Source organism: Pseudomonas sp. R-28-1W-6 (genome assembly GCF_009799925.1).
Taxonomy (GTDB): domain Bacteria; phylum Pseudomonadota; class Gammaproteobacteria; order Pseudomonadales; family Pseudomonadaceae; genus Aquipseudomonas.
Map to the genome: position 1 here is coordinate 256,086 of NZ_WELK01000003.1, position 20,241 is coordinate 276,326.

A 20,241-nucleotide genomic window follows, 5' to 3' on the forward strand; every position below is an offset into this window, starting at 1 on the left:
AGACAAGGGCCGGGTAACCGGCCCTTTTCGCAACGATGAAGCTCAATCCCGCCCAACTCGGCAAACACCTGCAAGGCAGCCTCGCCCCGGTCTACGTGATCAGCGGCGACGAACCGCTGCTGTGCCAGGAAGCCGCCGACGCCATCCGCGCCGCCACCCGCGCCCAGGGGTTCAGCGAGCGCGAGGTGTTCCACGCCGAAGCCAACTTCGACTGGGGCCTGCTCTACGAAGCCGGCGCCAGTATGTCGCTGTTCGCCGAGAAGCGCGTGATCGAGCTGCGCATCGCCAACGGCAAGCCCGGCGACAAGGGCACCGCGGCCATCCTCGAATACCTCGGCCGACCGCCGGAAGACACCCTGCTGCTGATCAGCCTGCCCAAGCTCGACGGCAGCACGCAGAAGACCAAGTGGGCCAAGGCGCTGATCGAAGGGCCAAACAGCCAGTTCCTGCAGATCTGGCCGGTCGAGGCCAGTCAGCTGCCGCAGTGGATTCGCCAGCGCCTGGCCCAGGCCGGCATGAGCGCCACCCAGGAAGCCCTGGAACTGATCGCCGCGCGGGTGGAAGGCAACCTGCTGGCCGCCGCCCAGGAAATCGAGAAGCTCAAGCTGCTCGCCGACGGCAACCAGATCGACATCGCCACCGTGCAGGCCGCGGTGGCCGACAGCGCCCGTTACGACGTGTTCGGCCTGATCGAGGCGGTGCTCGGCGGCGATGCCACGCATGCCCTGCGCATGCTCGAAGGCCTGCGCGGCGAGGGCCAGGAGGCGCTGTTCATCCTGGTCATGCTGGCCCGCGAACTGCGCCAACTGGCCGGCCTAGCTCAACAGATCAGCCAGGGCACCCCCATGGACAAGGCCTTCGCCGCCGCCCGCCCGCCGATCTGGGACAAGCGCCGGCCGCTGGTCAGCAAGGCCCTGCAACGCCACTCCGCGGCACGCTGGAACCAGCTGCTGATCGACGCCCAGCGCATCGACGCCCAGGTCAAGGGCCAGGCCCCCGGCGACCCCTGGAGCAGCCTGGGCCGCCTGGTGCTGCTGATGGCCGGCCAGCGCCTGCCGCTCAGCGAGTAGCCCCGTCCCAGCCCACATCTGGACATTTTTCGTACAACGGCGCATCCTCCGCGCGCTCGCGTACCGCGAGCGATTACCGAGGACATGCCATGGCCAAGAATGCCAAGCGGCCGAACAAGGCCAAATCCCTAGTCGCCCAACCCCTGTTCCGTTGCCGCCAGGAACAGGCGAAGAAAGGCAAAGGCAGCTACCGCCGCGAAGCCTCCCAGCAAAACTGGGAGGCTTCGTGCTTTATGGCGGCGTGAAATGTTAAGGTCGCGCCTTGTTCGCTAAGATCCGAGATTCGCGCAATGCCCCACCTCGCCACCGGCCGCCGGTACTCCCTACTCGTCGCCGCCACCCTCCTCGGCGCCTGCGCCGAAACCCCACCCCAGGTCAGCCAGACGCCGCTAGCCAGCCCAACCGCCACGGTTGCAAGCACCCCCTCCGCGCCGGTCACCACCGCAGCAGAACCGACCCCGGCGATCAGCTTTGCCGACTGGCGCCAGAACTTTCGCGACAAGGCCCTGCGTGCCGGCATCCAGGCCGAGCTGTTCGACCAGGCCTTCAGCGGCATTAGCCCCGACATGAGCGTGGTCCGCGCCGACCGCAGCCAGCCCGAGTTCACCCGCCCGGTGTGGGAATACATCGAGGGCGCCACCTCGCCGATCCGCCTGCGCAAGGGCCAGGCCCTGCTCGCCGAACACGCCGAGACCCTGGCCGCCATCGAGCAGCGCTATGGGGTCGATCGCGAGACCCTGGTGGCGATCTGGGGCATGGAAAGCAGCTTCGGCCAGTTCATGGGCGAGCAGTCGGTGATCCGCTCCCTGGCCACCCTGGCCTACGAAGGGCGCCGTCCGCAGTTCGCCGAAGAGCAGCTGTTGGCGGCCCTGCAGATCCTGCAGAGCGGCGATATCCAGCCCGGGAGCATGCTCGGTTCCTGGGCCGGGGCCATGGGCCAGACCCAGTTCATCCCCACCACCTACCTGACCCACGCGGTGGACTTCGACGGCGACGGGCGCCGCGACATCTGGAACTCCAGCGCCGACGCCCTGGCCTCGGCCGCCCACTACCTGCAGGCCTCCGGCTGGCAGTTCGGCCAGCCCTGGGGCATGGAGGTCGCCCTGCCCAGCGACTTCGACTACGCCCTGGCCGACGAAGCGGTACGCCTGCCGGTAAGCGCCTGGGTCGAACGCGGCGCCAAGGTGCCCGCCGTGGCGGTGCGCCCCGACGCCCAGGCCTACCTGTTGCTGCCCGCCGGCCACCGCGGCCCGGCCTTCCTGGTGCTGGAGAACTTCCGCGCCATCTTGCGGTACAACAACTCCTCGTCCTATGCCCTGGCCGTGGCCCTGCTCGGCCAGCGCTTCAACGGTGGCGGACAGATCCTCGCCGACTGGCCGCGCAGCGACCGCCCGCTGGGCCGCAGCGAGCGCATGCAGCTGCAGCAAGGGCTAGCGGCCAAGGGCTACAGCCCCGGCCCGGCGGACGGCATCATCGGCGCCAACACGCGCAAGGCGATTCGCGCCTTCCAGCAGAGCCTGGGCCTGCCGGCCGACGGCTATCCGACCCCGGCGCTGCTGCAACAGCTGCGCTGACCGCGGCGACCCGCGGACACACCGACACAGGCGGTTTGAGGATTACGCCGAGAGCACGGCTACACTGCAGGAACTGTTGCCTTGGCGACAGCGGCCGATATGGTTGGCAGGCGCACAGGGATGTCTCGCCTCAGATGCGTCATGGATTGTCCTGCATTCACCCCCCCCAGGTGCCCTGCCGATGTTCAACAAAAAACTGAAAGACGAGCTGGCCCGGCTGAGCAATGAGCTGACCAGCATGCGCCAGATCAAGGACTCGTTTTACCGCGAGCTGCTGGTTCTGGAGATCGAACCCGATGGGCGCATCCGCTATGCCAACGACAACTTCCTCGGCGAAATGCTCTACCGAGGTGACGCCCTGCTCGGTCGCCAGTTGGATTCGCTGATACCCGACTCCTTCCGCAGCGAAACCAACTACCAGAAACTGCAGCAGGCCCTGCGCGCCCGCGAGCACCTCAGCGGAGCCTTCCGCCTGCTGCGCGGCAATGGCGAAGAAGCCTGGCTGCGCGCGATCTGGCAGCCGGTGATGAACAGCCGCAGCGAACTGGCCTATTTCACCCTCTGCGCCAACGACCTGACCCGCACCATCAGCACCTCCAGGGAACACGAGGGGCTGATCGGCGCCCTGCTGCGTTCCACCGCAGTGATCGAGTTCAACCTGGGCGGCGAAGTGTTGACCGCCAATGAGCGCTTCCTCGAAGGCATGGGCTATCGCCTGGAGCAGATCCAGGGCAAGCACCACCGCATGTTCTGCGAGCCGGAGGAATACAACTCGCAGGCCTACCGCGAGTTCTGGGCCCGCCTCAATCGCGGCGAGTTCGTTGCCGGGCGCTTCAAGCGCATCGACAGTCATGGCCGCACGGTCTGGCTGGAGGCCTCCTACAACCCGATCCTCGACACGCACAACCGCCTGTACAAGGTGGTCAAGTTCGCCACCGTGATCACCGACCAGGTCAATCGGGAACAGGCCGTGGCCGAGGCGGCGAACATTGCCTACAGCATCTCCCGGCAGACCGACGAGACAGCCAACCAGGGCGCCGCCGTGGTGCGCCAGACGGTCGAGGTGATGCAACGCATCGCCCGCCAGGTGCAGGAGGCCAGCGACGGGATCGAGGCCCTGGACAAGCAATCGCAGCTGATCAGCAGCATCATGCAGACCATTCGCGGTATCGCCGACCAGACCAACCTGCTGGCACTCAATGCCGCCATCGAAGCGGCGCGTGCCGGTGAGCAGGGTCGCGGCTTCGCCGTGGTGGCCGACGAGGTGCGCCAGCTGGCCGGACGCACCAGCCAGGCTACCGAGGAAATCGTCGAGGTGGTGCAGAAGAACCAGAACCTGGCGCAGAACGCGGTAGCCAGCATGGCCAGCAGCAGCGAGCAGGCCGAGCAGGGGGTGGACCTGGCCAACGAGGCCGGCCAGGTGATCGTCGCGATTCAGGACGGCGCCAAGCAGGTGGTACAGGCGGTGGAGCAGTTCGCCAGCCAGCTCAAGACCTGACACCCCATACATCCGCAACAGCGCAGGCGGCTCGCAGGGACGCGGGCCCACTAGCTAGCGTGTCGTGTGGCACCTGGCCTTGCGCCGACAGCCGCAGGCAGTCGCCGCAAATCGTCTATGGTAGACTGCAGCCCGGCCAAAAGCCTGCTACCGATGCCTCCTACCGGAGCCGAGATTCCGATGTCCGACACAGCCCCGCCCAAGCCCGTATCCAGCGGCGAAAAATTTCGCAACCCCCAGGGAATTACCGCGATCAAGGATGGCCAGAAGCGCCGCGCTTCCGCCGAACCCCAGGTCGTCGAACCCAAGCCGAGCTGGTTGCGGGTCAAGGTGCCGAGCGGCAGCCGCTTCGACGCGGTCAAACGCAACGTCGGCGAGCATCGCCTGAGCACCGTCTGCCAGGAGTCACACTGCCCGAACATCGGCGAATGCTGGTCCAACGGCACCGCCACCATCATGTTGATGGGCTCGGTGTGCACCCGTGCCTGCCGCTTCTGTGCGGTCGACACCGGCAACCCGAATGGTTGGCTGGACCCGGAAGAACCGCAGAACACCGCCAAATCGGTGGAGCTGATGGCCCTGCGCTACATCGTCCTGACCTCGGTGGACCGCGATGATCTGCCCGATGGCGGCGCCGCTCACTACGCGGCCTGCGTGCAGGCGATCAAGGCCAATACACCCCAGGTGGTGGTGGAGGCCCTGACGCCGGACTTCGATGGCGATCACGAGGCCATCGCCCGCGTGGTGGATTCCGGCCTGGAGGTCTTTGCCCAGAACGTCGAGACGGTCAAGCGCCTGACCCATGAGGTGCGCGACCCGCGCGCCGGCTACGAGAAGACCCTGCGCGTACTGGAGCACGCCAAGCGCCATCGCCCCACGATCATCACCAAGACCAGCCTGATGCTCGGCCTGGGCGAGACCGACGAGGAAATCCTGGAAACCATGGATGACCTGCGCGCCATCGGCGTCGACATCCTCACCCTCGGCCAATACCTGCAACCCACCCGCAACCACCTGCCGGTGAAGCGCTGGGTCAGCCCCGAGGAGTTCAATCGCTTGCGTGACATCGGCCTGGAAAAAGGCTTCATGGAGGTCGCCGCCGGCCCGCTGGTACGTTCCAGCTACCGCGCCGACCGTGTGTTCGAGAAGAACAACCTGGGCCTGGCCGCCCCCGTCCAGGTGCCCGGCCAGCAGCAGAACGACAGCCTGATTCCGACACTCAATCTGAACTGATAGCGAAAGACCGGAATCGGCGCTAGCAGGCTCGGGGCTCTGGAGCAGAACCCCGAGCCTGCCAGCACTGCAAGCAAACCATCAGACGTAGCCCAGACGCTCGCGCAGAGCACGCTCCAGGCGTTGCGCCACCTCGTCGAGCGCGGGCGGCGTATCGAGCAGATCCCCGAGCTGGACCATCTTCAGGCCGGCGTAACCGCAAGGATTGATGCGCTGGAAAGGCGACATGTCCATATCGACATTCAGCGCCAGGCCGTGGAATGAGCAGCCATTGCGCACCCGCAGGCCCAACGAGGCGATTTTCTCACCCTTGACGTAGACACCCGGGGCATCGGCCTTCGGCGCCGCCTCGACGCCATAGCCGGCCAGCACATCGACCAGCGCCCGCTCCATGGCAGTGACCAGCACCCGCACCCCCAACCCCTGGCGCCGCAGATTGAGCATCAGGTAGGCCACCAACTGGCCGGGGCCATGGTAAGTGACCTGGCCACCGCGCTCGACCTGCACCACCGGAATATCACCCGGGGCCAACAGATGCTCCGGTTTGCCGGCCTGGCCCTGGGTGAACACCCGCGGGTGCTGCAGCAGCCAGATCTCGTCGGGCGTGCTCTCATCACGCTCGGCGGTGAAGCTGCGCATGGCTTCCAGAGTCGGCAGATACTCCACCAACCCCAGGTGACGCACGACGAGCTCTGCCACTAGAGCACCATGTGCACGCGGCCAGTGGCCTTCAGGTCGACGTGGATGGCCTGCAGCTGCTCCACCCCGGTGGCGGTGATCAACACCTGCACGGAAAGGAAGCGGCCGTTGCGGCTGTCGCGCACCACCAGGCTGGTGGAGTCGAAGCCCGGCGCGTGGCGCTGCATCACTTCGATCACCAGGTCGGTGAAGCCGTCGCCCGCCTCGCCGATCACCTTGATCGGGTAGCGCTCGCAGGGGAATTCGATTTTCGGGGCTTGGATATCGGTATCGGTCATGGCTTCGGCAGGCTTTTGGCCTGTAGGCAAGAGCAGGCCCCAGGTCTGGGGCCTTGCGCGGATGGGGCACGCGACGGTGCATGCTCCCTTAATAAGCCCGGCCGAGGTTTTTTCAAGGCCTGCTTGCAGTTTGCGGACGCCCGGTAGGGGCGTCCATGCCACCTCAGTTGAACAGGCCGTAGAAGAACAGGCGGATGCCATCCCACAGGCGGCGGAAGAAGCCACCCTCCTCGACCGCTTCGAGGGCGATCAGATTGGCGCTGTGTACCACCTGGTCACCCAGCTTGACCTCGACTTTGCCGATCACGTCGCCCTCCTTGAGCGGCGCCACCAGCTGCGGCTCGACGGTCATGCTGGCTTGCAGCTGCTTGATCTGGCCCTTGGGCAGGGTCATGGTCAGGTCTTCGGCCAGGCCGGCCTTGACCTGGCGCACGGCACCCTTCCAGACCTGGGCCTGGCTCAGTTCCTGGCCCTTCTTGTAGAAGGTCTGGGTCTCGAAGAAGCGGAAGCCGTAGGTCAGCAGCTTCTGGGTTTCCGCGGCGCGGGCCGACTCGCTGACGGTGCCGAACACCGCGGTGATCATCCGCGCACCTTCACGCACGGCCGAGGACACCAGGCAGTAGCCGGCTTCGTCGGTGTGGCCGGTCTTCAGGCCGTCGACGGTCTTGTCGCGCCACAGCAGCAGGTTGCGGTTGCCCTGCTTGATGTTGTTCCAGAAGAACTCCTTCTGCGAGTAGATCGCGTAGTGCTCGGCGTCCTCGTTGATGATCGCGCGGGCCAGGATGGCCATGTCGTGGGCACTGGAGTAGTGCTCCGGATGCGGCAGGCCGGTGGCGTTCATGAAGTGCGAGTTCTTCATGCCCAGGCGCTCGGCGGTCTCGTTCATCATGTCGGCGAAGGCGTCCTCGCTGCCGGCGATGTACTCGGCCAGGGCGATGCTGGCGTCGTTGCCGGACTGGATGATGATGCCGTGCAGCAGGTCGTCCACCTTCACCTGGCTGTTCAGCGGCAGGAACATGGTGGAACCGCCGGAAGCGGCGCCACCGGTACGCCAGGCGTGCTCGCTGACGGGCACTAGGTCTTCCTCACCGATCTTGCCCTTGCGGATTTCCAGGGTGGCGATGTAGGCGGTCATCAGCTTGGTCAGGCTGGCCGGAGGCAGGCGCTGGTCGCTGTTGTTTTCCACCAGCACCTTGCCGCTGGCGCCATCCATCAGCACATAGGACTTGGCCGCCAGCTGCGGCGGCGACGGGATCGCCTGGTCCTGGGCGGCCTGGGTGAGCGGCGCGCCGAGCAGCAGGGTGAACAGGGAAAGGCATCGGGCAAAGCGGGAGATATTCATCCGTCTCTCTGAAATAGCTATTCAACAATGGCACAGGCGACACCAGGGTCGCCTGCATTCACCGCCTGCCCGAAACGGCTCCGGACGGCGGACGAAGAAGGTTCAGTCGGCCCGCACCAGGGTCGGCTGACCGAGGTTGGCCAGGCGCACGCTGTTCTGCAGCTGCTGCGCCTCACCCGGCGTTTCGATCGGCCCCAGGCGTACCCGGTGCAGAATCTGCTGGTTGCGCACCACCGAGCTGATAAAGGCCTTGGCAGGCACCGTCTCGCTCAGCTTCGCCTTGAGGAGCTCCGCAGCGTCCGGATTGGCGAAGGCGGCCACCTGGAGATACAGGCCAGAGGCTGCGACTGAATCGTTTTTTTTTGCGTCTATCTGCACCGGCAGCACGGCCGCGGCGTGCTGCTCGACGGGCGGCGTGTACTGCTCGATCGGCTGGCTGACCGGCTGGGCCACGGCCAGCGGCTGCGCCGCCGCAGGCTCGGCCATCTTCGGCTGGGCCAGCACCATCGGCACCGGGCGACCCTGCTGGGCCCACCACTCGTGGGGGTCGATGCCTTCGACCTTGACCCGCGCGGTGCCGCTTTCGGCATAGCCGAGCTTCTTCGCCGCGGCGAAGGACAGGTCGATGATGCGGTCGGAGTAGAACGGGCCGCGGTCGTTGACCCGCAGGATCACCGTGCGGCCGTTGTCCAGGTTGGTCACCCGCACGTAGCTCGGCAGCGGCAGGGTCTTGTGCGCGGCGGTCATGCCGTACAGGTCATAGGCCTCGCCATTGGCGGTGGCCTGACCGTGGAACTTGGTGCCGTACCAGGAGGCGGTGCCGGTGGCGTGGTAGCGCCGGGCATCGTTGATCGGGTAGTAGGTCTTGCCCAGCACCGTATAGGGGTTGGCCTTGAGCCGGCCGTAATGCGGCATCGGCACCGCATCGGGGATGCGCGACACGTCGACATCCCACCAGGGCGCGCCGTCGCGGTGCGGGCGGCTGTAGTCGTTCGGCCCCGACACCGGGCCGCCGGCGGGCACCGGCGGGGTCGGCTTGCTGGTGGTGCAGCTGGCCAGGGCCAGACCCAGGGCGGCGAAGGCCAGACTGCGGCGGGCCAACGGCAGGACGCGCCTCATCGGCCGCTCCGCTTGGCCAGCAGCGCTTCGGACAGCTGATGCACGGCCATGGCATACATGCTGCTGCGGTTGTAGCGGGTGATCACGTAGAAGTTGGGCAGGCCCATCCAGTATTCCTCACCCTCGGCGCCGTCGAAGCGAAAGGCGGTGACCGGGATATCGTCGCGCAGCACGTCCGCGCTGGACCAGCCCAGGGCACGCAGCTCGCCGACGGTCTTCACCGGGTCGAGGCCGACGGTCAGGCCGCTGTCGGCCTGCTCGCCCTTGACCTGGGCGCGACTGACCACCGGGTCGCCGGCCACCCAGCCATGGCGCTTGAAGTAACTGGCGACACTGCCAATCGCATCCACCGGGTTGCTCCAGATATTGATGTGGTTGTCGCCATCGAAGTCCACCGCATAGGCGCGGAAGCTGCTCGGCATGAACTGCGGCAGGCCCATGGCCCCGGCGTAGGAGCCCTTCAGGGTCAGCGGGTCGACCTGTTCCTCGCGGCTCAGCAGGAGCAGCTCCTTGAGCTGCTGACAGAAGAACTGCGCGCGCGGCGGGTAATCGAAGCACAGTGTGGACAAGGCATCGAGACCGCGCCAGCTGCCGGTGTTGCCACCGTAGAAGGTTTCCACACCGATGATCGCCACGATCACCTGCGCCGGCACCCCGTACTCCTGCTCGGCGCGGGCCAGGGCCTCGGCGTTCTGGTTCCAGAAGTCCACGCCCTTGCTGATCCGCGCATCGGTGATGAAGATCGGCCGGTAGTCCTTCCACGGCTTGACCTTCTCCGCCGGGCGCGAGATGGCGTCGAGGATCGCCTGCTTGCGCTCGGCCTCGCGGAACAGGGCTACCAGCTGCTCGCCGGCGAACCCGTGGTCGCGGGTCATCTCGGCGATGAACTCGGCCACCTGCGGCGAACCCTCGTAGTCGCCGGCCAGCGCCGTGCCGCTCAGGCCCAGGGCCGCGGCCAGGCCGATCCAATGAGTGCTGCGCACCAGCCAGCCGCGCCATGCCTGTTTCAAATTATTCACTCTTATCAAACCTGTGCGATCCATTTGCGATGGGTCTGGATCGCCATCAAAACCCCAAAACCTGACAACAGCGTCACCAAGTGAGTTCCGCCGTAACTGATGAAGGGCAGAGGCACCCCCACCACCGGCAGCAGTCCGCTGACCATGCCGATGTTAACGAATACGTAGACGAAGAAGGTCATCGTCAGGCTACCGGCCAGCAACTTGCCGAACAGGGTCTGCGCCTGGGCGGTGATCATCAGGCCGCGGCCGATCAGCAGCAGGTAGACCAGCAGCAGGATACACACTCCGACCAGGCCGAACTCTTCGCTCAGGACGGCAATGATAAAGTCCGTGTGGCTTTCCGGCAAAAAATCCAGATGCGACTGGGTGCCGAGCAGCCAGCCCTTGCCCAGCACGCCGCCGGAACCGATGGCCGCCTTGGACTGGATGATGTTCCAGCCGGTGCCCAGCGGGTCGCTTTCCGGGTCGAGGAAGGTCAGCACGCGCTGCTTCTGGTACTCGCGCAGGACGAAGAACCACATGCCCACGGCGATCGGCACGATCGCCGCCAGCGCACCGAGAATCCAGCGCCACTGCAGGCCAGCCATGAACAGCACGAAGGCGCCGGAAGCCAGGATCAGCAGGCCGGTGCCAAGATCCGGCTGCTTCACGATCAGCACGAAGGGGATGACGATCAGCACCAGGCTGACGGCAATGTGCTTGAGCTTGGGCGGCAGGTTGTGCCGCGCCAGGTACCAGGCGATGGTCGCCGGCATGATGATCTTCATGAACTCCGAGGGCTGGAAGCGGATCACCCCGGGAATGTTGATCCAGCGCGTGGCGCCCATCGCCGTGTGGCCCATCACCTCCACCGCCACCAGCAGGCCGACCCCCACCACATAGGCCAGCGGCACCCAGCGCGCCATGAAGCGCGGCTCGAACTGGGCGATGACGATGGCGGCCGCGATGCCCAGGCCGAAGGAACTGGCCTGCTTGATCAGCAGGTCCCAGTTCTTGCCGCTGGCCGAATACAGCACGAACAGGCTGCCGGCGGCCAATACCAGGAGGATCAGCAGCAGCCAGCCGTCGATATGCAGGCGCTGCAGCAGGGTGGCGCGACGCTTGAACACGTCTTCCTGGGACAGGGTGCGGTCAAAGTTACTGTTCATCGGCTGACGCTCGCGGATTCGACGACCGGCTCCGGCGCACGGAACTCGGGCTTGAGCTGGCCGTCCGCGCCGAGCAGCCAGGCATCCATCACCTGCTTGACCACCGGCGCGGCCACGCCGGAGCCGGACTCGCCGTTCTCCACCATCACCGCCACGGCGATCTTCGGATCGGCCGCCGGGGCGAAGGCGACGAACAGGGCGTGGTCGCGATGGCGCTCGGCCACCTTGGAGCGGTCATATTTCTCGCCCTGCTTGATCGCCACCACCTGCGCCGTGCCGCTCTTGCCGGCGATCCGGTACAGCGCCGAGTCGCCGACCTTGCGTGCGGTGCCGCGCGGCCCGTGCATCACCTGCTCCATGCCGAAGCGGCCGTAGTCCCAGAACTTGGGGTCGCGCAGGACGATGTCGGCCGGGGTCTCGACCGCGTCGATGACCTCCTCGTCCATCAGCTGCTGCGAGGTCTTGCCCTCGGCCGTGCGCAACAGGTGCGGGCGGATCCACTTGCCGCGGGTGGCCATCAGGGTCACCGCCTGGGCCAGCTGCAGCGGCGTGGTCTGCATGTAGCCCTGGCCGATGCCGAGGATCAGCGTCTCGCCCGGGTACCAGGGCTGGCGGTAGCGCGCGCGCTTCCACTCGCGCGACGGCATCAGCCCGGGCGCCTCCTCGAACATGTCCAGGGAGACCTTCTGGCCCAGGCCGAAGCGGCTCATGTAGTCGTGCATGCGATCCACACCCATCTTGTGCGCCAGGTCGTAAAAATAGGTGTCGTTGGAACGCATGATGGCGTATTCCAGGTTCACCGCGCCGTCGCCGGTACGGTTCCAGTTGCGGTATTTGTGGCTGTGGCCGGGCAACTGGTAGAAGCCGGGGTCGTACACCCGCGTCTGCGGGGTGACCACGCCGGCATCCAGGCCGGACACCGCGACCATCGGCTTGATCGTCGAACCCGGCGGGTAGAGGCCGCGCAGCACGCGGTTGTACAGCGGCCGGTCGATGGAATCGCGCAACTCGGCATAGGCCTTGAAACCGATGCCGGTGACGAAGGGGTTGGGGTCGAAGCTCGGCTGGCTGACCATCGCCAACACCTCGCCGCTGCTCGGCTCGATCGCCACCACCGCGCCGCGCCGCCCGCCCAGGGCCTGCTCGGCGGCCTGCTGCAGCTTCACATCCAGGCTCAGCACCAGATCGGCGCCCGGCTTCGGGTCGGTGCGCTTGAGCACGCGCAACACCCGGCCACGGGCATTGGTCTCGACCTCCTCGTAGCCCACCTCGCCATGCAGCAGGTCCTCGTAGAACCGCTCGATGCCGGTCTTGCCAATATGGTGGGTGCCGCTGTAGTTGACCGGATCGAGCTCTTTCAGCTCTTTCTCGTTGATCCGCCCGACGTAGCCGACCGAGTGGGCGAAGTGCTCCTTCTGCGGGTAGTGGCGCACCAGCTGGGCCACCACGTCGACGCCGGGCAGGCGGAACTGGTTGACCGCGATCCGCGCGATCTGCTCCTCGGACAGCTCGAACAGGATCGGCACCGGCTCGAACGGCCGCCGCCCCTGGCGCATGCGCCGCTCGAACAGGGCACGGTCGTCCGCCGTCAGCTCCAGCGCCTCGACTACCACATCCAGCACCTGCTGCCAGTCGCCGGCCCGCTCGCGGGTCACGGTCAGGCTGAAGCTCGGCCGGTTGTCGGCGATGATCACCCCGTTGCGGTCGAAGATCAGCCCGCGGGTCGGCGGGATCGGCTGCACATGGATGCGGTTGTTCTCCGCCAGGGTGCTGTGGTGCTCGTACTGGATCACCTGCAGGTAATACAGGCGCGCGATCAGCACGCAGGTCAGCAGCAACACGGCCACGGCACCGACCACCACGCGCCGGCGTACCAGACGGGCGTCCTTTTCGTGGTCCTTGAGGCGGATCGGTTGCGGCATCGGCGACTACTTGAGTGGGCGGTGTTTTATGGGGACCGGCTATTTGTGGTACGGGTGGCCGGACAGCACGGTCCAGGCGCGGTAGATCTGCTCGCCGATGAGGATGCGCACCAGCGGGTGCGGCAGGGTCAGCGGTGATAGCGACCAGCGCTGCTCGCTGCGCGCGCAGACCTCCGGCGCCAGCCCCTCGGGGCCGCCGACCATCAGGTTGACGGTGCGCGCATCCAGGCGCCAGCGCTCCAACTCGGCCGCCAGCTGCTCGGTGCTCCACGGCTTGCCATGGACCTCCAGGGTGACGATGCGTTCCCCCGCCTGCACCTTGCCCAGCATGGCCTCGCCTTCCTGGCGGATCATCCGCGCCACGTCGGCATTCTTGCCGCGGGTGGTCAGCGGAATCTCGACCAGGTCGAGGGCCAGCTCGGGCGGCAGACGCTTGGCATATTCCTGCCAGCCATCCTCCACCCAGCGCGGCATGCGCGAGCCGACGGCGATCAGCTTGATACGCACGTCAGCGACTTACTCCGGCTGGTCCTGGTGGTGGGCGCGGCTCTGCTCGGCGCCCTGCCACAGGCGCTCGAGATCATAGAACTGGCGGGTGGCGACCTGCATCACGTGCACCACCACGTCGCCGAGGTCGAGCAGGGCCCACTCGCCGCCGTCCAGGCCTTCGCTGCCCAGCGGGCGCACGCCCTGTTCCCGGACCTTGTCCAGCACTTCGTTGGCCATCGACTTGACGTGACGGCTGGAGGTACCGCTGGCGATCACCATGAAGTCGGTGACGCTGGTCTTGCCGCGCACATCGATAGTGGTGATGTCCTGGGCCTTCATGTCTTCCAGGGCCGCGATGGCGACCTTGACCAGTTGTTCGTTTTGCATCGTTACCTCATGAATCGGTTTGCCCACGGTACAGTCCGTGGGTTTGGATATAGGCCAGCACGGCATCGGGTACCAGAAAACGTACCGAACGCCCCTCTGCCAGCAACTGGCGAATCTGCGTGGCCGACACCGCCAGGGGCGTCTGCCAGACAAAAGCAATCTGCCCGCTCGGCCCGACCAGGCCTTGCGGGTCACTCACACTGCGCGCCGCGAGCAGGTCACGCAGCGCTTCCGGCGCCTCGCTGTCGGCATCCGGCCGCTGCAGCACGAGGATATGGCAGTGCTGCAGCAGTTCCTGCCAGCGATGCCAGGTCGGCAACCCGCAGAAGGCGTCCCAGCCCAGCAGGAGAAACAGCTGGTCGTCCGCCGCCAACTCGGCGCGCAGCGACTCCAGGGTGTCGAAGGTGAACGACGGCTTGGCCCGCCGCAGCTCGCGGTCGTCCACCGTCAGCCGCGATTCGCCTTCCACCGCCAGACGCACCATGGCCAGGCGCTGTTCGGCGCTGACCAGCGGCGCCTCGCGGTGCGGCGGCCGCGCGCTGGGAATCAGCCGCAGCTCGTCCAGCGCCAGCTGCTCGGCCACCTCCAGCGCAGCGCGCAGGTGGGCGATGTGCACCGGGTTGAAGGTGCCGCCGAGCAAACCGATGCGCCGGGCGCCGCTGCGCTTGGCCATCAGGTACGGATATGCCCGTCGCCGAACACCACGTACTTCTCGCTGGTCAGGCCCTCCAGGCCGACCGGGCCGCGGGCGTGCAGCTTGTCGGTGGAAATGCCGATCTCCGCGCCCAGGCCGTACTCGAAACCATCGGCGAAACGGGTCGAGGCATTGACCATCACCGAGGAGGAATCCACCTCGGTGAGGAAGCGCCGCGCGTCCGAGAAGTTCTCGGTGATGATCGCATCGGTGTGCTGCGAGCCGTATTTATTGATGTGTTCGATGGCCGCATCCAGCGAGTCGACGATGCGAATGGCCAGGATCGGCGCGTTGTACTCGGCGAACCAGTCTTCCTCGGTGGCGACCAGCACGTCGCCGCCGAGCAGCGCGCGGGTCGCCGCGTCGCCGCGCAGCTCCACGCCCTTGCTGCGGTAGATGGCGGCCAGCGGCGGCAACACCCGCTCGGCGATGGCGGCATGCACCAGCAGGGTCTCCATGGCGTTGCACGGCGAATAGCGCTGGGTCTTGGCGTTGTCGGCGACGCGGATGGCCTTGTCGAGGTCGGCGGCGACGTCGATGTAGACGTGGCACACGCCATCCAGGTGCTTGATCACCGGCACCTTGGCGTCGCGGCTGATGCGCTCGATCAGGCCCTTGCCGCCGCGCGGCACGATCACGTCGACGAACTCCGGCATGCTGATCAGCGCGCCGACGGCGGCGCGGTCGGTGGTTTCCACCACCTGCACGGCGGCAGCCGGCAGGCCGGCTTCGGCCAGGCCGAGCTGGATGCAGCGGGCGATCGCCTGGTTGGAATGGATCGCCTCGGAGCCGCCACGCAGGATGGTGGCATTGCCGGACTTCAGGCACAGGCTGGCGGCGTCGATGGTCACGTTGGGGCGCGACTCGTAGATGATGCCGATCACGCCCAGCGGCACGCGCATCTTGCCGACCTGGATGCCGGACGGCAGGTAACGCATGCCCTGGATCTCGCCGATCGGGTCCGGCAGGGTGGCGACCTGGCGCAGGCCTTCGATCATGCTGTCGATCACCGCCGGGGTCAGCGCCAGGCGGTCGACCATGGCCGGCTCCAGGCCAGCCGCACGGGCGGCGCTCAGATCCAGCTGGTTGGCGGCGGTCAGTTCGGCGCGTGCGGCGTCGAGGGCATTGGCGGCAGCCTGCAGGGCGCTGTTCTTCTGCGCGGTGCTGGCGCGGGCGAGCACCCGCGAGGCATCACGCGCGGCGCGGCCCAGGCGGGTCATGTAGTCGAGCACGGACTCGGTCATGGTCTCGGAATGTCTGGCAGTTGGAAAAAGGGGCCGATTATAGCGAGAGCGCGGCCTCAAGCCCAGCGGCGTCGGGCGGATGGTCACTGGAGCCGGCAGTCGAAGGCGGAACTTGTTGCTATGATCGCGCCCGCCACCTTATCCGCAAGCGCCGCCCATGCCCGCCATCCACCCGCCGCTGCCCTGGCCGGAAGCCCGCCCGCTGCCCGCCGAATTCTTCGACCGCGACGCGCAGACCGTCGCGCGCGCCCTGCTGGGCAAGGTGATCCGCCATTGCCACCAGGGCTACTGGCTGGCCGCGCGAATCATCGAGACCGAGGCCTACTACGCCGCCGAGAAGGGCAGCCATGCCTCGCTCGGCTACACCGAGAAGCGCCGCGCGCTGTTTCTCGATGGCGGGCACATCTACATGTACTACGCCCGTGGCGGCGACTCGCTGAACTTCAGCGCCCAGGGCCCGGGCAATGCGGTGCTGATCAAATCGGCCGCGCCCTGGCTCGACCCGCGCTGCGCGCCCGACGCCCTGGCGCGCATGCAGGCCAACAACCCCGCCGCCGATGGCAGCCCACGCCCGGCACACAAGCTGTGCGCCGGGCAGACCCTGCTGTGCCGCAGCCTCGGCCTGAAAGTGCCGGACTGGGACGCCCGCCGCTTCGACCCGCTGCGCCTGTTCGTCGAGGATGTCGGCGAAATGCCCGGCCAGATCATTCAGACTACCCGCCTGGGCATCCCCGCCGGGCGTGACGAACACCTGCTCTACCGCTTCGTCGACGCCGCCTTCGCCCGCCAGTGCACGCGCAACCCGCTGCGCCGCGGCCAGCGCGAAGGCCAGGATTATCACTTGCTACCACCACAGGAGCTGTACCCATGAGCCAATGGTTCGACACCATGACTCTCTGGCTGGAGACCAACCCGGAATGGTTGGGCCTGACCATCTTCATCATCGCCTGCCTGGAGTGCCTGGCCGTGGCCGGGATCCTGATCCCCGGCACCGTGGTGCTGTTCACCCTGGCCATGCTCGCCGGCAGCGGCGCCCTGAGCCTGTGGGAAACCCTGCTGCTGGCCTACACTGGCGGCCTGCTCGGCGACGCGATTTCCTACGGCCTCGGCCGGCGCTTCCACCAGGGCATCCGCCGCCTGCCGGTGCTGCGCGACCACCCCGAATGGCTGGGCGGCGCGGAGAACTACTTCAAGCGCTACGGTGTCGCCAGCCTGCTGGTCGGCCGCTACATCGGCCCGCTGCGGCCGATGCTGCCGCTGGTGGCCGGCATGCTCGACATGCCGTTCGTGCGCTTCGCCCTGGTCAGCATGCTGGCCGCCGCCGGCTGGGCGGTGGCCTACATGCTGCCGGGCTGGGCCACCGGCGCCGCCCTGCGCCTGCCGCTGCCGGAGGGCTTCTGGAGCGCCGCCGGCATCGTCGCCGCGGCCATCGCCCTGATGCTGCTGGTGGTGATGCAGAGCAGCCTGCGCGAACAGCGCTGGGCCACCGGCGTGGCGGCCGGCTGCAGCGGCGCCCTGCTGGCCGCCCTGCTGTTTGCCGTGCCGCATCTGGGCACCCTGGATCAGGGTCTGATGGCCCTGGTCCAGGAGCAGCGCAGCAGCACCATGGACAGCCTCGCCCTGCTGATCACCGGCCTCGGCAACTTCGCCACCCAGGCCGCGGCCGGCGTGCTGCTGACCGTCCTGCTGCTGCTCAGCCGGCGCATCGACGGGGCCCTGCTGGTGGCCGGCTGCATGCTGCTCACCGCCCTGGCCAACACCGGCCTCAAGTACCTGTTCGCCCGCGCCCGCCCGGATGTGCTGCTGCAGCCGCTGGACACCTTCAGCCTGCCCAGCGGGCACAGCTCGGCGGCCTTCGCCTTCTTCCTCGCTCTGGGCATCCTCGCCGGGCGCGGCACCCCGGCGCGCACGCGCCTGACCTGGCTGCTGCTGGCCAGCCTGCCGGCCCTGGCGATCGCCCTGTCGCGGGTGTATCTGGGGGTGCATTGGCCCACCGACATCCTCGCCGGCGCCCTGCTGGCCGGCACCGTCTGCGCCGCCTGGCTGGCCTTCCTGCAGCGGCGCCAGACCCTGGCGCCGCTGAGCCCGCGCGTGTGGCTGCTGGTCCTGCCGGCGAGCCTGGCCCTGCTCGGCGCCGTCAGCGCCTGGGCCCTGCCGGAAGCGCTGCTGCAATACCGCTATTGAATCCGGCGGCCGACCGCCTCAGGCGATCATCTCGCCCTGCAGGCGGTCGAGCAGGTGCTGGATCTGCGCCAGGCGCTGCGCCGGATCGGCCTCGCGCAGCGCCTGCAGCTTCTCCTCGACGCTGAACGGCAGCAGGTAGGCCAGCTGATTGGCCAGGGCCTGTTGCCCGGCGACCGCGCCCGCCATGCCCAGCCCGGAGACCATCGGGTGCTCGTTCAAAGCATTGAGCAGGGCGGCCAGGTCGGCATGCTCGGCCCGCAGCGGCGCATCCGCCTGTTCATCCAGCCAGCGCACCTCGGCCAGGGTCAGCTGGTCGGCCTGCACCGTGCTGCGCTCGACCACAAAGCGCCGGCCACCCTCGACCCGGATGCCCAGCAGGCCATTGGGGCGCTGCTGGAAATCGCGAATCAGCGCCTCGCAGCCGACCTCGGCATGACGCCCGGCGGCCGCGCCGACCTCCCACCCCTCCAGGATGGCGACCACGCCGAAGCCTTCGCCGCGGCGCATGCAGGCGCTGACCATGTCCAGGTAGCGCGCCTCGAAAATCTGCAGATCGAGCATGCAGCCGGGAAACAGCACGGTGTTGAGCGGGAACAACGGGAAACTCATGCAACCCTCCTCAGGCAATCAGCGCCACCACCAGCGGCAGGGCGATGGCCGTGACCACGCCCATCAGGCTCATCGCCAGGGCGGCGAAGGCCCCACTCTCTTCACTTTCCTGCAGCGCCCGCGCCGTACCCACCGCATGGGCGGTGAGGCCGAGGGCCATGCCCTGCGCCGCCGGATGGCGCACGCCGATCAGGCGCAGCAGCTCCGGCCCGCAGATCGCCCCGAGCACCCCGGTGATCAGCACGAACACCGCGGCCAGCGCCGCCACGCCGCCGATCTGCTCGGCCACCAACATGGCGATCGGCGAGGTCACCGACTTCGGCGCCAGGGTCATCAGCATCATGTGGTCGGCACCGAACAGCCAGGCCAGCGCCACGCCCAGCACGGTGGCGAACACGCCGGCCAGCGCCAGGGTGATCAGCACCGGCCAGAACAGCTGGCGGATACGCCGCAGGTTCAGATACAGGGGCACGGCCAGGGCCACGGTGGTCGGCCCGAGCAGCACGCTGAGCAGGAAGGTGCTGTTGCGGTATTCGGCGTAGCTCAGGCCGCACAGCAGCAGCACGCCGATCAATATGGTCATGGACAGCAGCACCGGCTGCAGGAACACCCAGCGGGTCCTTTCGTAGGCGGCCAGGGACAGCTGATAAGCCGCCAGGGTGATGCCGACACCGAACAGCGGATGATGGATCACCGCCTGCACGGCGGCCTGCCAGTCGAGGCTCATGACCGTTCCTCGCGCCGGCTCTGCCGCTCGATCAGCTTCTGCATCAGCCAGCCGGCGAACAGCAGCGACAGCAGCAGCGACAGGCCGAGCGCCCCGGCCAGCGCCCAGAAATCGGTGGCCAGCTGCTCGGCATACACCATCACCCCCACCGCCGGCGGCACCAGCAGCAGCGGCAGGTAGCGCAGCAGGCCGGCCGCTGCCTCGCTCAGCGGCTCGCCCACTTCGCCACGCAGCAGCAGAAACACGAACAGCAGCAGCAGGCCGATGATCGGCCCCGGCAGCATGCCGAGAAACAGGGAATTGAGGGCGGTGCCGAGCAACTGGAACAGCACCAGCCAGGTCAGGCCGCGTAGCAGCATGGAAGTCTCCGGCGGGTTTGCGGCGCCCATTATAGGCATGCCGAAGGGGACGCCATAAACCGCGACTTTCGGCTTGACCCGCCCGCCGAGTCATGCTGATCTAGGGCCAGCAAGGTTCACCACCAAAAACAATAAACTTCTTGCATCCTCAAGGAGGATCTATGCCGTTTGTACCCGTATCGCAACTCAAAGACTACGCAGGCAAAGAGCTGGGACGCTCGCAATGGCTGACCATCGATCAGAACCGCATCAACCAGTTCGCCGAATGCACCGGCGACCACCAGTTCATCCACGTCGACCCGGTCAAGGCCAAGCACACCCCCTTCGGCGGCACCATCGCCCACGGTTTTCTCTCCCTGTCGTTGATTCCGATGCTGATGGAAAGCCTGATGATCATGCCCGAGGGCCTGAAGATGGCGGTCAACTATGGCCTCGACAGCGTGCGCTTCATCCAGCCGGTCAAGGTCGACTCGCGCGTGCGCCTGGCCCTGAGCATCGTCGAGGTCACCGAGAAACGCCCCGGCCAGTGGCTGATCAAGGCCCAGGCCACCCTGGAGATCGAGGGCGAGGAAAAACCCGCCTATATCGCCGAACCGCTGACCCTGTGCTTCGTCTGACACGCGGTCGCTGAACCATCCGAACG

General features: G+C 67.2%; 21 protein-coding genes and 2 pseudogenes. 9 read left to right on the top strand and 14 right to left on the bottom strand.

What is annotated here, in order from left to right; genetic code table 11:
* Positions 1 to 35: 35 nt before the first annotated feature.
* From holA to lipA, 6 genes and pseudogenes are all read left to right on the top strand, one after another.
* Positions 36 to 1,070 (top strand): DNA polymerase III subunit delta, encoded by a 1,035-nt coding sequence (holA, locus tag F3I62_RS08870; RefSeq protein WP_160489287.1) that lies wholly within the window; start codon positions 36 to 38, stop codon positions 1,068 to 1,070.
* Between the two features lie 89 nt (positions 1,071 to 1,159).
* Positions 1,160 to 1,315: an alternative ribosome rescue factor ArfA gene (arfA, locus tag F3I62_RS08875; protein ID WP_160078460.1), complete on the top strand. Its 156-nt coding sequence runs from the start codon at positions 1,160 to 1,162 to the stop codon at positions 1,313 to 1,315.
* A 45-nt stretch (positions 1,316 to 1,360) separates the two neighbouring features.
* Positions 1,361 to 2,644: a lytic murein transglycosylase gene (locus F3I62_RS08880; RefSeq protein ID WP_160489288.1), complete on the top strand. Its 1,284-nt coding sequence runs from the start codon at positions 1,361 to 1,363 to the stop codon at positions 2,642 to 2,644.
* Between the two features lie 238 nt (positions 2,645 to 2,882).
* A pseudogene (locus F3I62_RS20500) lies at positions 2,883 to 3,602 on the top strand (PAS domain-containing protein); the annotation flags it as partial.
* 105 nt (positions 3,603 to 3,707) lie between these two features.
* Positions 3,708 to 4,142, top strand: a pseudogene (locus tag F3I62_RS20505) (methyl-accepting chemotaxis protein); the annotation flags it as partial.
* A 180-nt stretch (positions 4,143 to 4,322) separates the two neighbouring features.
* A complete protein-coding gene (gene lipA, locus F3I62_RS08890; protein ID WP_160489290.1) occupies positions 4,323 to 5,375 on the top strand; it encodes a lipoyl synthase in 1,053 nt (350 codons plus the stop codon).
* An 81-nt stretch (positions 5,376 to 5,456) separates the two neighbouring features.
* On the opposite strand, the gene lipB is transcribed toward lipA, so the two are convergent.
* The 11 genes from lipB to F3I62_RS08945 form a co-directional block, all read right to left on the bottom strand.
* Positions 5,457 to 6,074, bottom strand: a complete 618-nt coding sequence (gene lipB / locus F3I62_RS08895) for a lipoyl(octanoyl) transferase LipB (protein WP_160489291.1) — start codon at positions 6,072 to 6,074, stop codon at positions 5,457 to 5,459.
* Positions 6,074 to 6,352, bottom strand: a complete 279-nt coding sequence (locus tag F3I62_RS08900) for a DUF493 domain-containing protein (RefSeq protein WP_160489292.1) — start codon at positions 6,350 to 6,352, stop codon at positions 6,074 to 6,076. The genes lipB and F3I62_RS08900 overlap by 1 nt, the downstream gene beginning before the upstream one ends.
* Positions 6,353 to 6,515: 163 nt before the next feature.
* Positions 6,516 to 7,694, bottom strand: a complete 1,179-nt coding sequence (locus tag F3I62_RS08905) for a D-alanyl-D-alanine carboxypeptidase family protein (RefSeq protein ID WP_160489293.1) — start codon at positions 7,692 to 7,694, stop codon at positions 6,516 to 6,518.
* Positions 7,695 to 7,796: 102 nt separating this feature from the next.
* Positions 7,797 to 8,813: a septal ring lytic transglycosylase RlpA family protein gene (locus F3I62_RS08910; protein WP_160489294.1), complete on the bottom strand. Its 1,017-nt coding sequence runs from the start codon at positions 8,811 to 8,813 to the stop codon at positions 7,797 to 7,799.
* Positions 8,810 to 9,832: a lytic murein transglycosylase B gene (mltB, locus tag F3I62_RS08915; RefSeq protein ID WP_372240100.1), complete on the bottom strand. Its 1,023-nt coding sequence runs from the start codon at positions 9,830 to 9,832 to the stop codon at positions 8,810 to 8,812. The genes F3I62_RS08910 and mltB overlap by 4 nt, the downstream gene beginning before the upstream one ends.
* A gap of 5 nt (positions 9,833 to 9,837) precedes the next feature.
* Positions 9,838 to 10,983 (bottom strand): rod shape-determining protein RodA, encoded by a 1,146-nt coding sequence (rodA, locus tag F3I62_RS08920; protein ID WP_160489296.1) that lies wholly within the window; start codon positions 10,981 to 10,983, stop codon positions 9,838 to 9,840.
* Complete coding sequence (gene mrdA, locus F3I62_RS08925) at positions 10,980 to 12,905, bottom strand: penicillin-binding protein 2 (RefSeq protein WP_160489297.1); 1,926 nt, start codon at positions 12,903 to 12,905, stop codon at positions 10,980 to 10,982. The genes rodA and mrdA overlap by 4 nt, the downstream gene beginning before the upstream one ends.
* A 39-nt stretch (positions 12,906 to 12,944) precedes the next feature.
* Entirely contained in the window at positions 12,945 to 13,412 is a 468-nt protein-coding gene (gene rlmH / locus F3I62_RS08930; RefSeq protein WP_160489298.1) for a 23S rRNA (pseudouridine(1915)-N(3))-methyltransferase RlmH, read from the bottom strand.
* 9 nt (positions 13,413 to 13,421) lie between these two features.
* Positions 13,422 to 13,781: a ribosome silencing factor gene (rsfS, locus tag F3I62_RS08935; protein WP_160489299.1), complete on the bottom strand. Its 360-nt coding sequence runs from the start codon at positions 13,779 to 13,781 to the stop codon at positions 13,422 to 13,424.
* 7 nt (positions 13,782 to 13,788) lie between these two features.
* On the bottom strand, positions 13,789 to 14,454 hold the full coding sequence (nadD, locus tag F3I62_RS08940) for a nicotinate-nucleotide adenylyltransferase (protein ID WP_160489300.1): 666 nt from the start codon (positions 14,452 to 14,454) through the stop codon (positions 13,789 to 13,791).
* Entirely contained in the window at positions 14,454 to 15,719 is a 1,266-nt protein-coding gene (locus F3I62_RS08945) for a glutamate-5-semialdehyde dehydrogenase (RefSeq protein ID WP_160489301.1), read from the bottom strand. The genes nadD and F3I62_RS08945 overlap by 1 nt, the downstream gene beginning before the upstream one ends.
* Positions 15,720 to 15,876: 157 nt before the next feature.
* Here F3I62_RS08945 and F3I62_RS08950 point away from each other — a divergent pair, with 157 nt between their 5' ends.
* Both F3I62_RS08950 and F3I62_RS08955 read left to right on the top strand, forming a co-directional pair.
* The gene (locus F3I62_RS08950) at positions 15,877 to 16,590 is read left to right on the top strand and encodes a DNA-3-methyladenine glycosylase (protein ID WP_160489302.1); all 714 of its coding nucleotides are present in this window, start codon (positions 15,877 to 15,879) and stop codon (positions 16,588 to 16,590) included.
* Positions 16,587 to 17,903, top strand: coding sequence for a bifunctional DedA family/phosphatase PAP2 family protein (locus tag F3I62_RS08955; RefSeq protein ID WP_160489303.1), 1,317 nt, complete (start codon positions 16,587 to 16,589; stop codon positions 17,901 to 17,903). The genes F3I62_RS08950 and F3I62_RS08955 overlap by 4 nt, the downstream gene beginning before the upstream one ends.
* Before the next feature lie 18 nt (positions 17,904 to 17,921).
* Here F3I62_RS08955 and F3I62_RS08960 read toward each other — a convergent pair whose 3' ends face one another.
* From F3I62_RS08960 to F3I62_RS08970, 3 genes are read right to left on the bottom strand one after another with little or no spacing between them, the layout of a single operon-like run.
* Positions 17,922 to 18,512 (bottom strand): LON peptidase substrate-binding domain-containing protein, encoded by a 591-nt coding sequence (locus F3I62_RS08960; protein ID WP_160489304.1) that lies wholly within the window; start codon positions 18,510 to 18,512, stop codon positions 17,922 to 17,924.
* A 10-nt stretch (positions 18,513 to 18,522) separates the two neighbouring features.
* Positions 18,523 to 19,239, bottom strand: a complete 717-nt coding sequence (locus tag F3I62_RS08965) for an LrgB family protein (protein ID WP_160489305.1) — start codon at positions 19,237 to 19,239, stop codon at positions 18,523 to 18,525.
* Positions 19,236 to 19,598 carry a CidA/LrgA family protein gene (locus F3I62_RS08970; protein WP_160082621.1) on the bottom strand — a complete coding sequence of 121 codons (363 nt, stop codon included), beginning with the start codon at positions 19,596 to 19,598 and terminating at the stop codon, positions 19,236 to 19,238. The genes F3I62_RS08965 and F3I62_RS08970 overlap by 4 nt, the downstream gene beginning before the upstream one ends.
* A gap of 161 nt (positions 19,599 to 19,759) precedes the next feature.
* On the opposite strand from F3I62_RS08970, the gene F3I62_RS08975 reads away from it, so the two are divergent.
* Positions 19,760 to 20,215 (top strand): MaoC family dehydratase, encoded by a 456-nt coding sequence (locus tag F3I62_RS08975; protein ID WP_160489306.1) that lies wholly within the window; start codon positions 19,760 to 19,762, stop codon positions 20,213 to 20,215.
* Positions 20,216 to 20,241 lie beyond the last annotated feature (26 nt).

Bases quoted from the DNA above. Each gene is read 5' to 3' on its own strand.
- F3I62_RS08945 (WP_160489301.1), bottom strand. From the start codon at position 15,719: ATGACCGAGTCCGTGCTCGACTACATGACCCGCCTGGGCCGCGCCGCG.
- lipA (WP_160489290.1), top strand. From the start codon at position 4,323: ATGTCCGACACAGCCCCGCCCAAGCCCGTATCCAGCGGCGAAAAATTT.
- F3I62_RS08965 (WP_160489305.1), bottom strand. From the start codon at position 19,239: ATGAGCCTCGACTGGCAGGCCGCCGTGCAGGCGGTGATCCATCATCCG.
- nadD (WP_160489300.1), bottom strand. From the start codon at position 14,454: ATGGCCAAGCGCAGCGGCGCCCGGCGCATCGGTTTGCTCGGCGGCACC.
- F3I62_RS08970 (WP_160082621.1), bottom strand. From the start codon at position 19,598: ATGCTGCTACGCGGCCTGACCTGGCTGGTGCTGTTCCAGTTGCTCGGC.
- F3I62_RS08950 (WP_160489302.1), top strand. From the start codon at position 15,877: ATGCCCGCCATCCACCCGCCGCTGCCCTGGCCGGAAGCCCGCCCGCTG.
- rodA (WP_160489296.1), bottom strand. From the start codon at position 10,983: ATGAACAGTAACTTTGACCGCACCCTGTCCCAGGAAGACGTGTTCAAG.
- F3I62_RS08900 (WP_160489292.1), bottom strand. From the start codon at position 6,352: ATGACCGATACCGATATCCAAGCCCCGAAAATCGAATTCCCCTGCGAG.
- F3I62_RS08905 (WP_160489293.1), bottom strand. From the start codon at position 7,694: ATGAATATCTCCCGCTTTGCCCGATGCCTTTCCCTGTTCACCCTGCTG.
- F3I62_RS08955 (WP_160489303.1), top strand. From the start codon at position 16,587: ATGAGCCAATGGTTCGACACCATGACTCTCTGGCTGGAGACCAACCCG.
- F3I62_RS08880 (WP_160489288.1), top strand. From the start codon at position 1,361: ATGCCCCACCTCGCCACCGGCCGCCGGTACTCCCTACTCGTCGCCGCC.
- F3I62_RS08960 (WP_160489304.1), bottom strand. From the start codon at position 18,512: ATGAGTTTCCCGTTGTTCCCGCTCAACACCGTGCTGTTTCCCGGCTGC.
- mrdA (WP_160489297.1), bottom strand. From the start codon at position 12,905: ATGCCGCAACCGATCCGCCTCAAGGACCACGAAAAGGACGCCCGTCTG.
- F3I62_RS08910 (WP_160489294.1), bottom strand. From the start codon at position 8,813: ATGAGGCGCGTCCTGCCGTTGGCCCGCCGCAGTCTGGCCTTCGCCGCC.
- rsfS (WP_160489299.1), bottom strand. From the start codon at position 13,781: ATGCAAAACGAACAACTGGTCAAGGTCGCCATCGCGGCCCTGGAAGAC.
- holA (WP_160489287.1), top strand. From the start codon at position 36: ATGAAGCTCAATCCCGCCCAACTCGGCAAACACCTGCAAGGCAGCCTC.
- arfA (WP_160078460.1), top strand. From the start codon at position 1,160: ATGGCCAAGAATGCCAAGCGGCCGAACAAGGCCAAATCCCTAGTCGCC.
- F3I62_RS08975 (WP_160489306.1), top strand. From the start codon at position 19,760: ATGCCGTTTGTACCCGTATCGCAACTCAAAGACTACGCAGGCAAAGAG.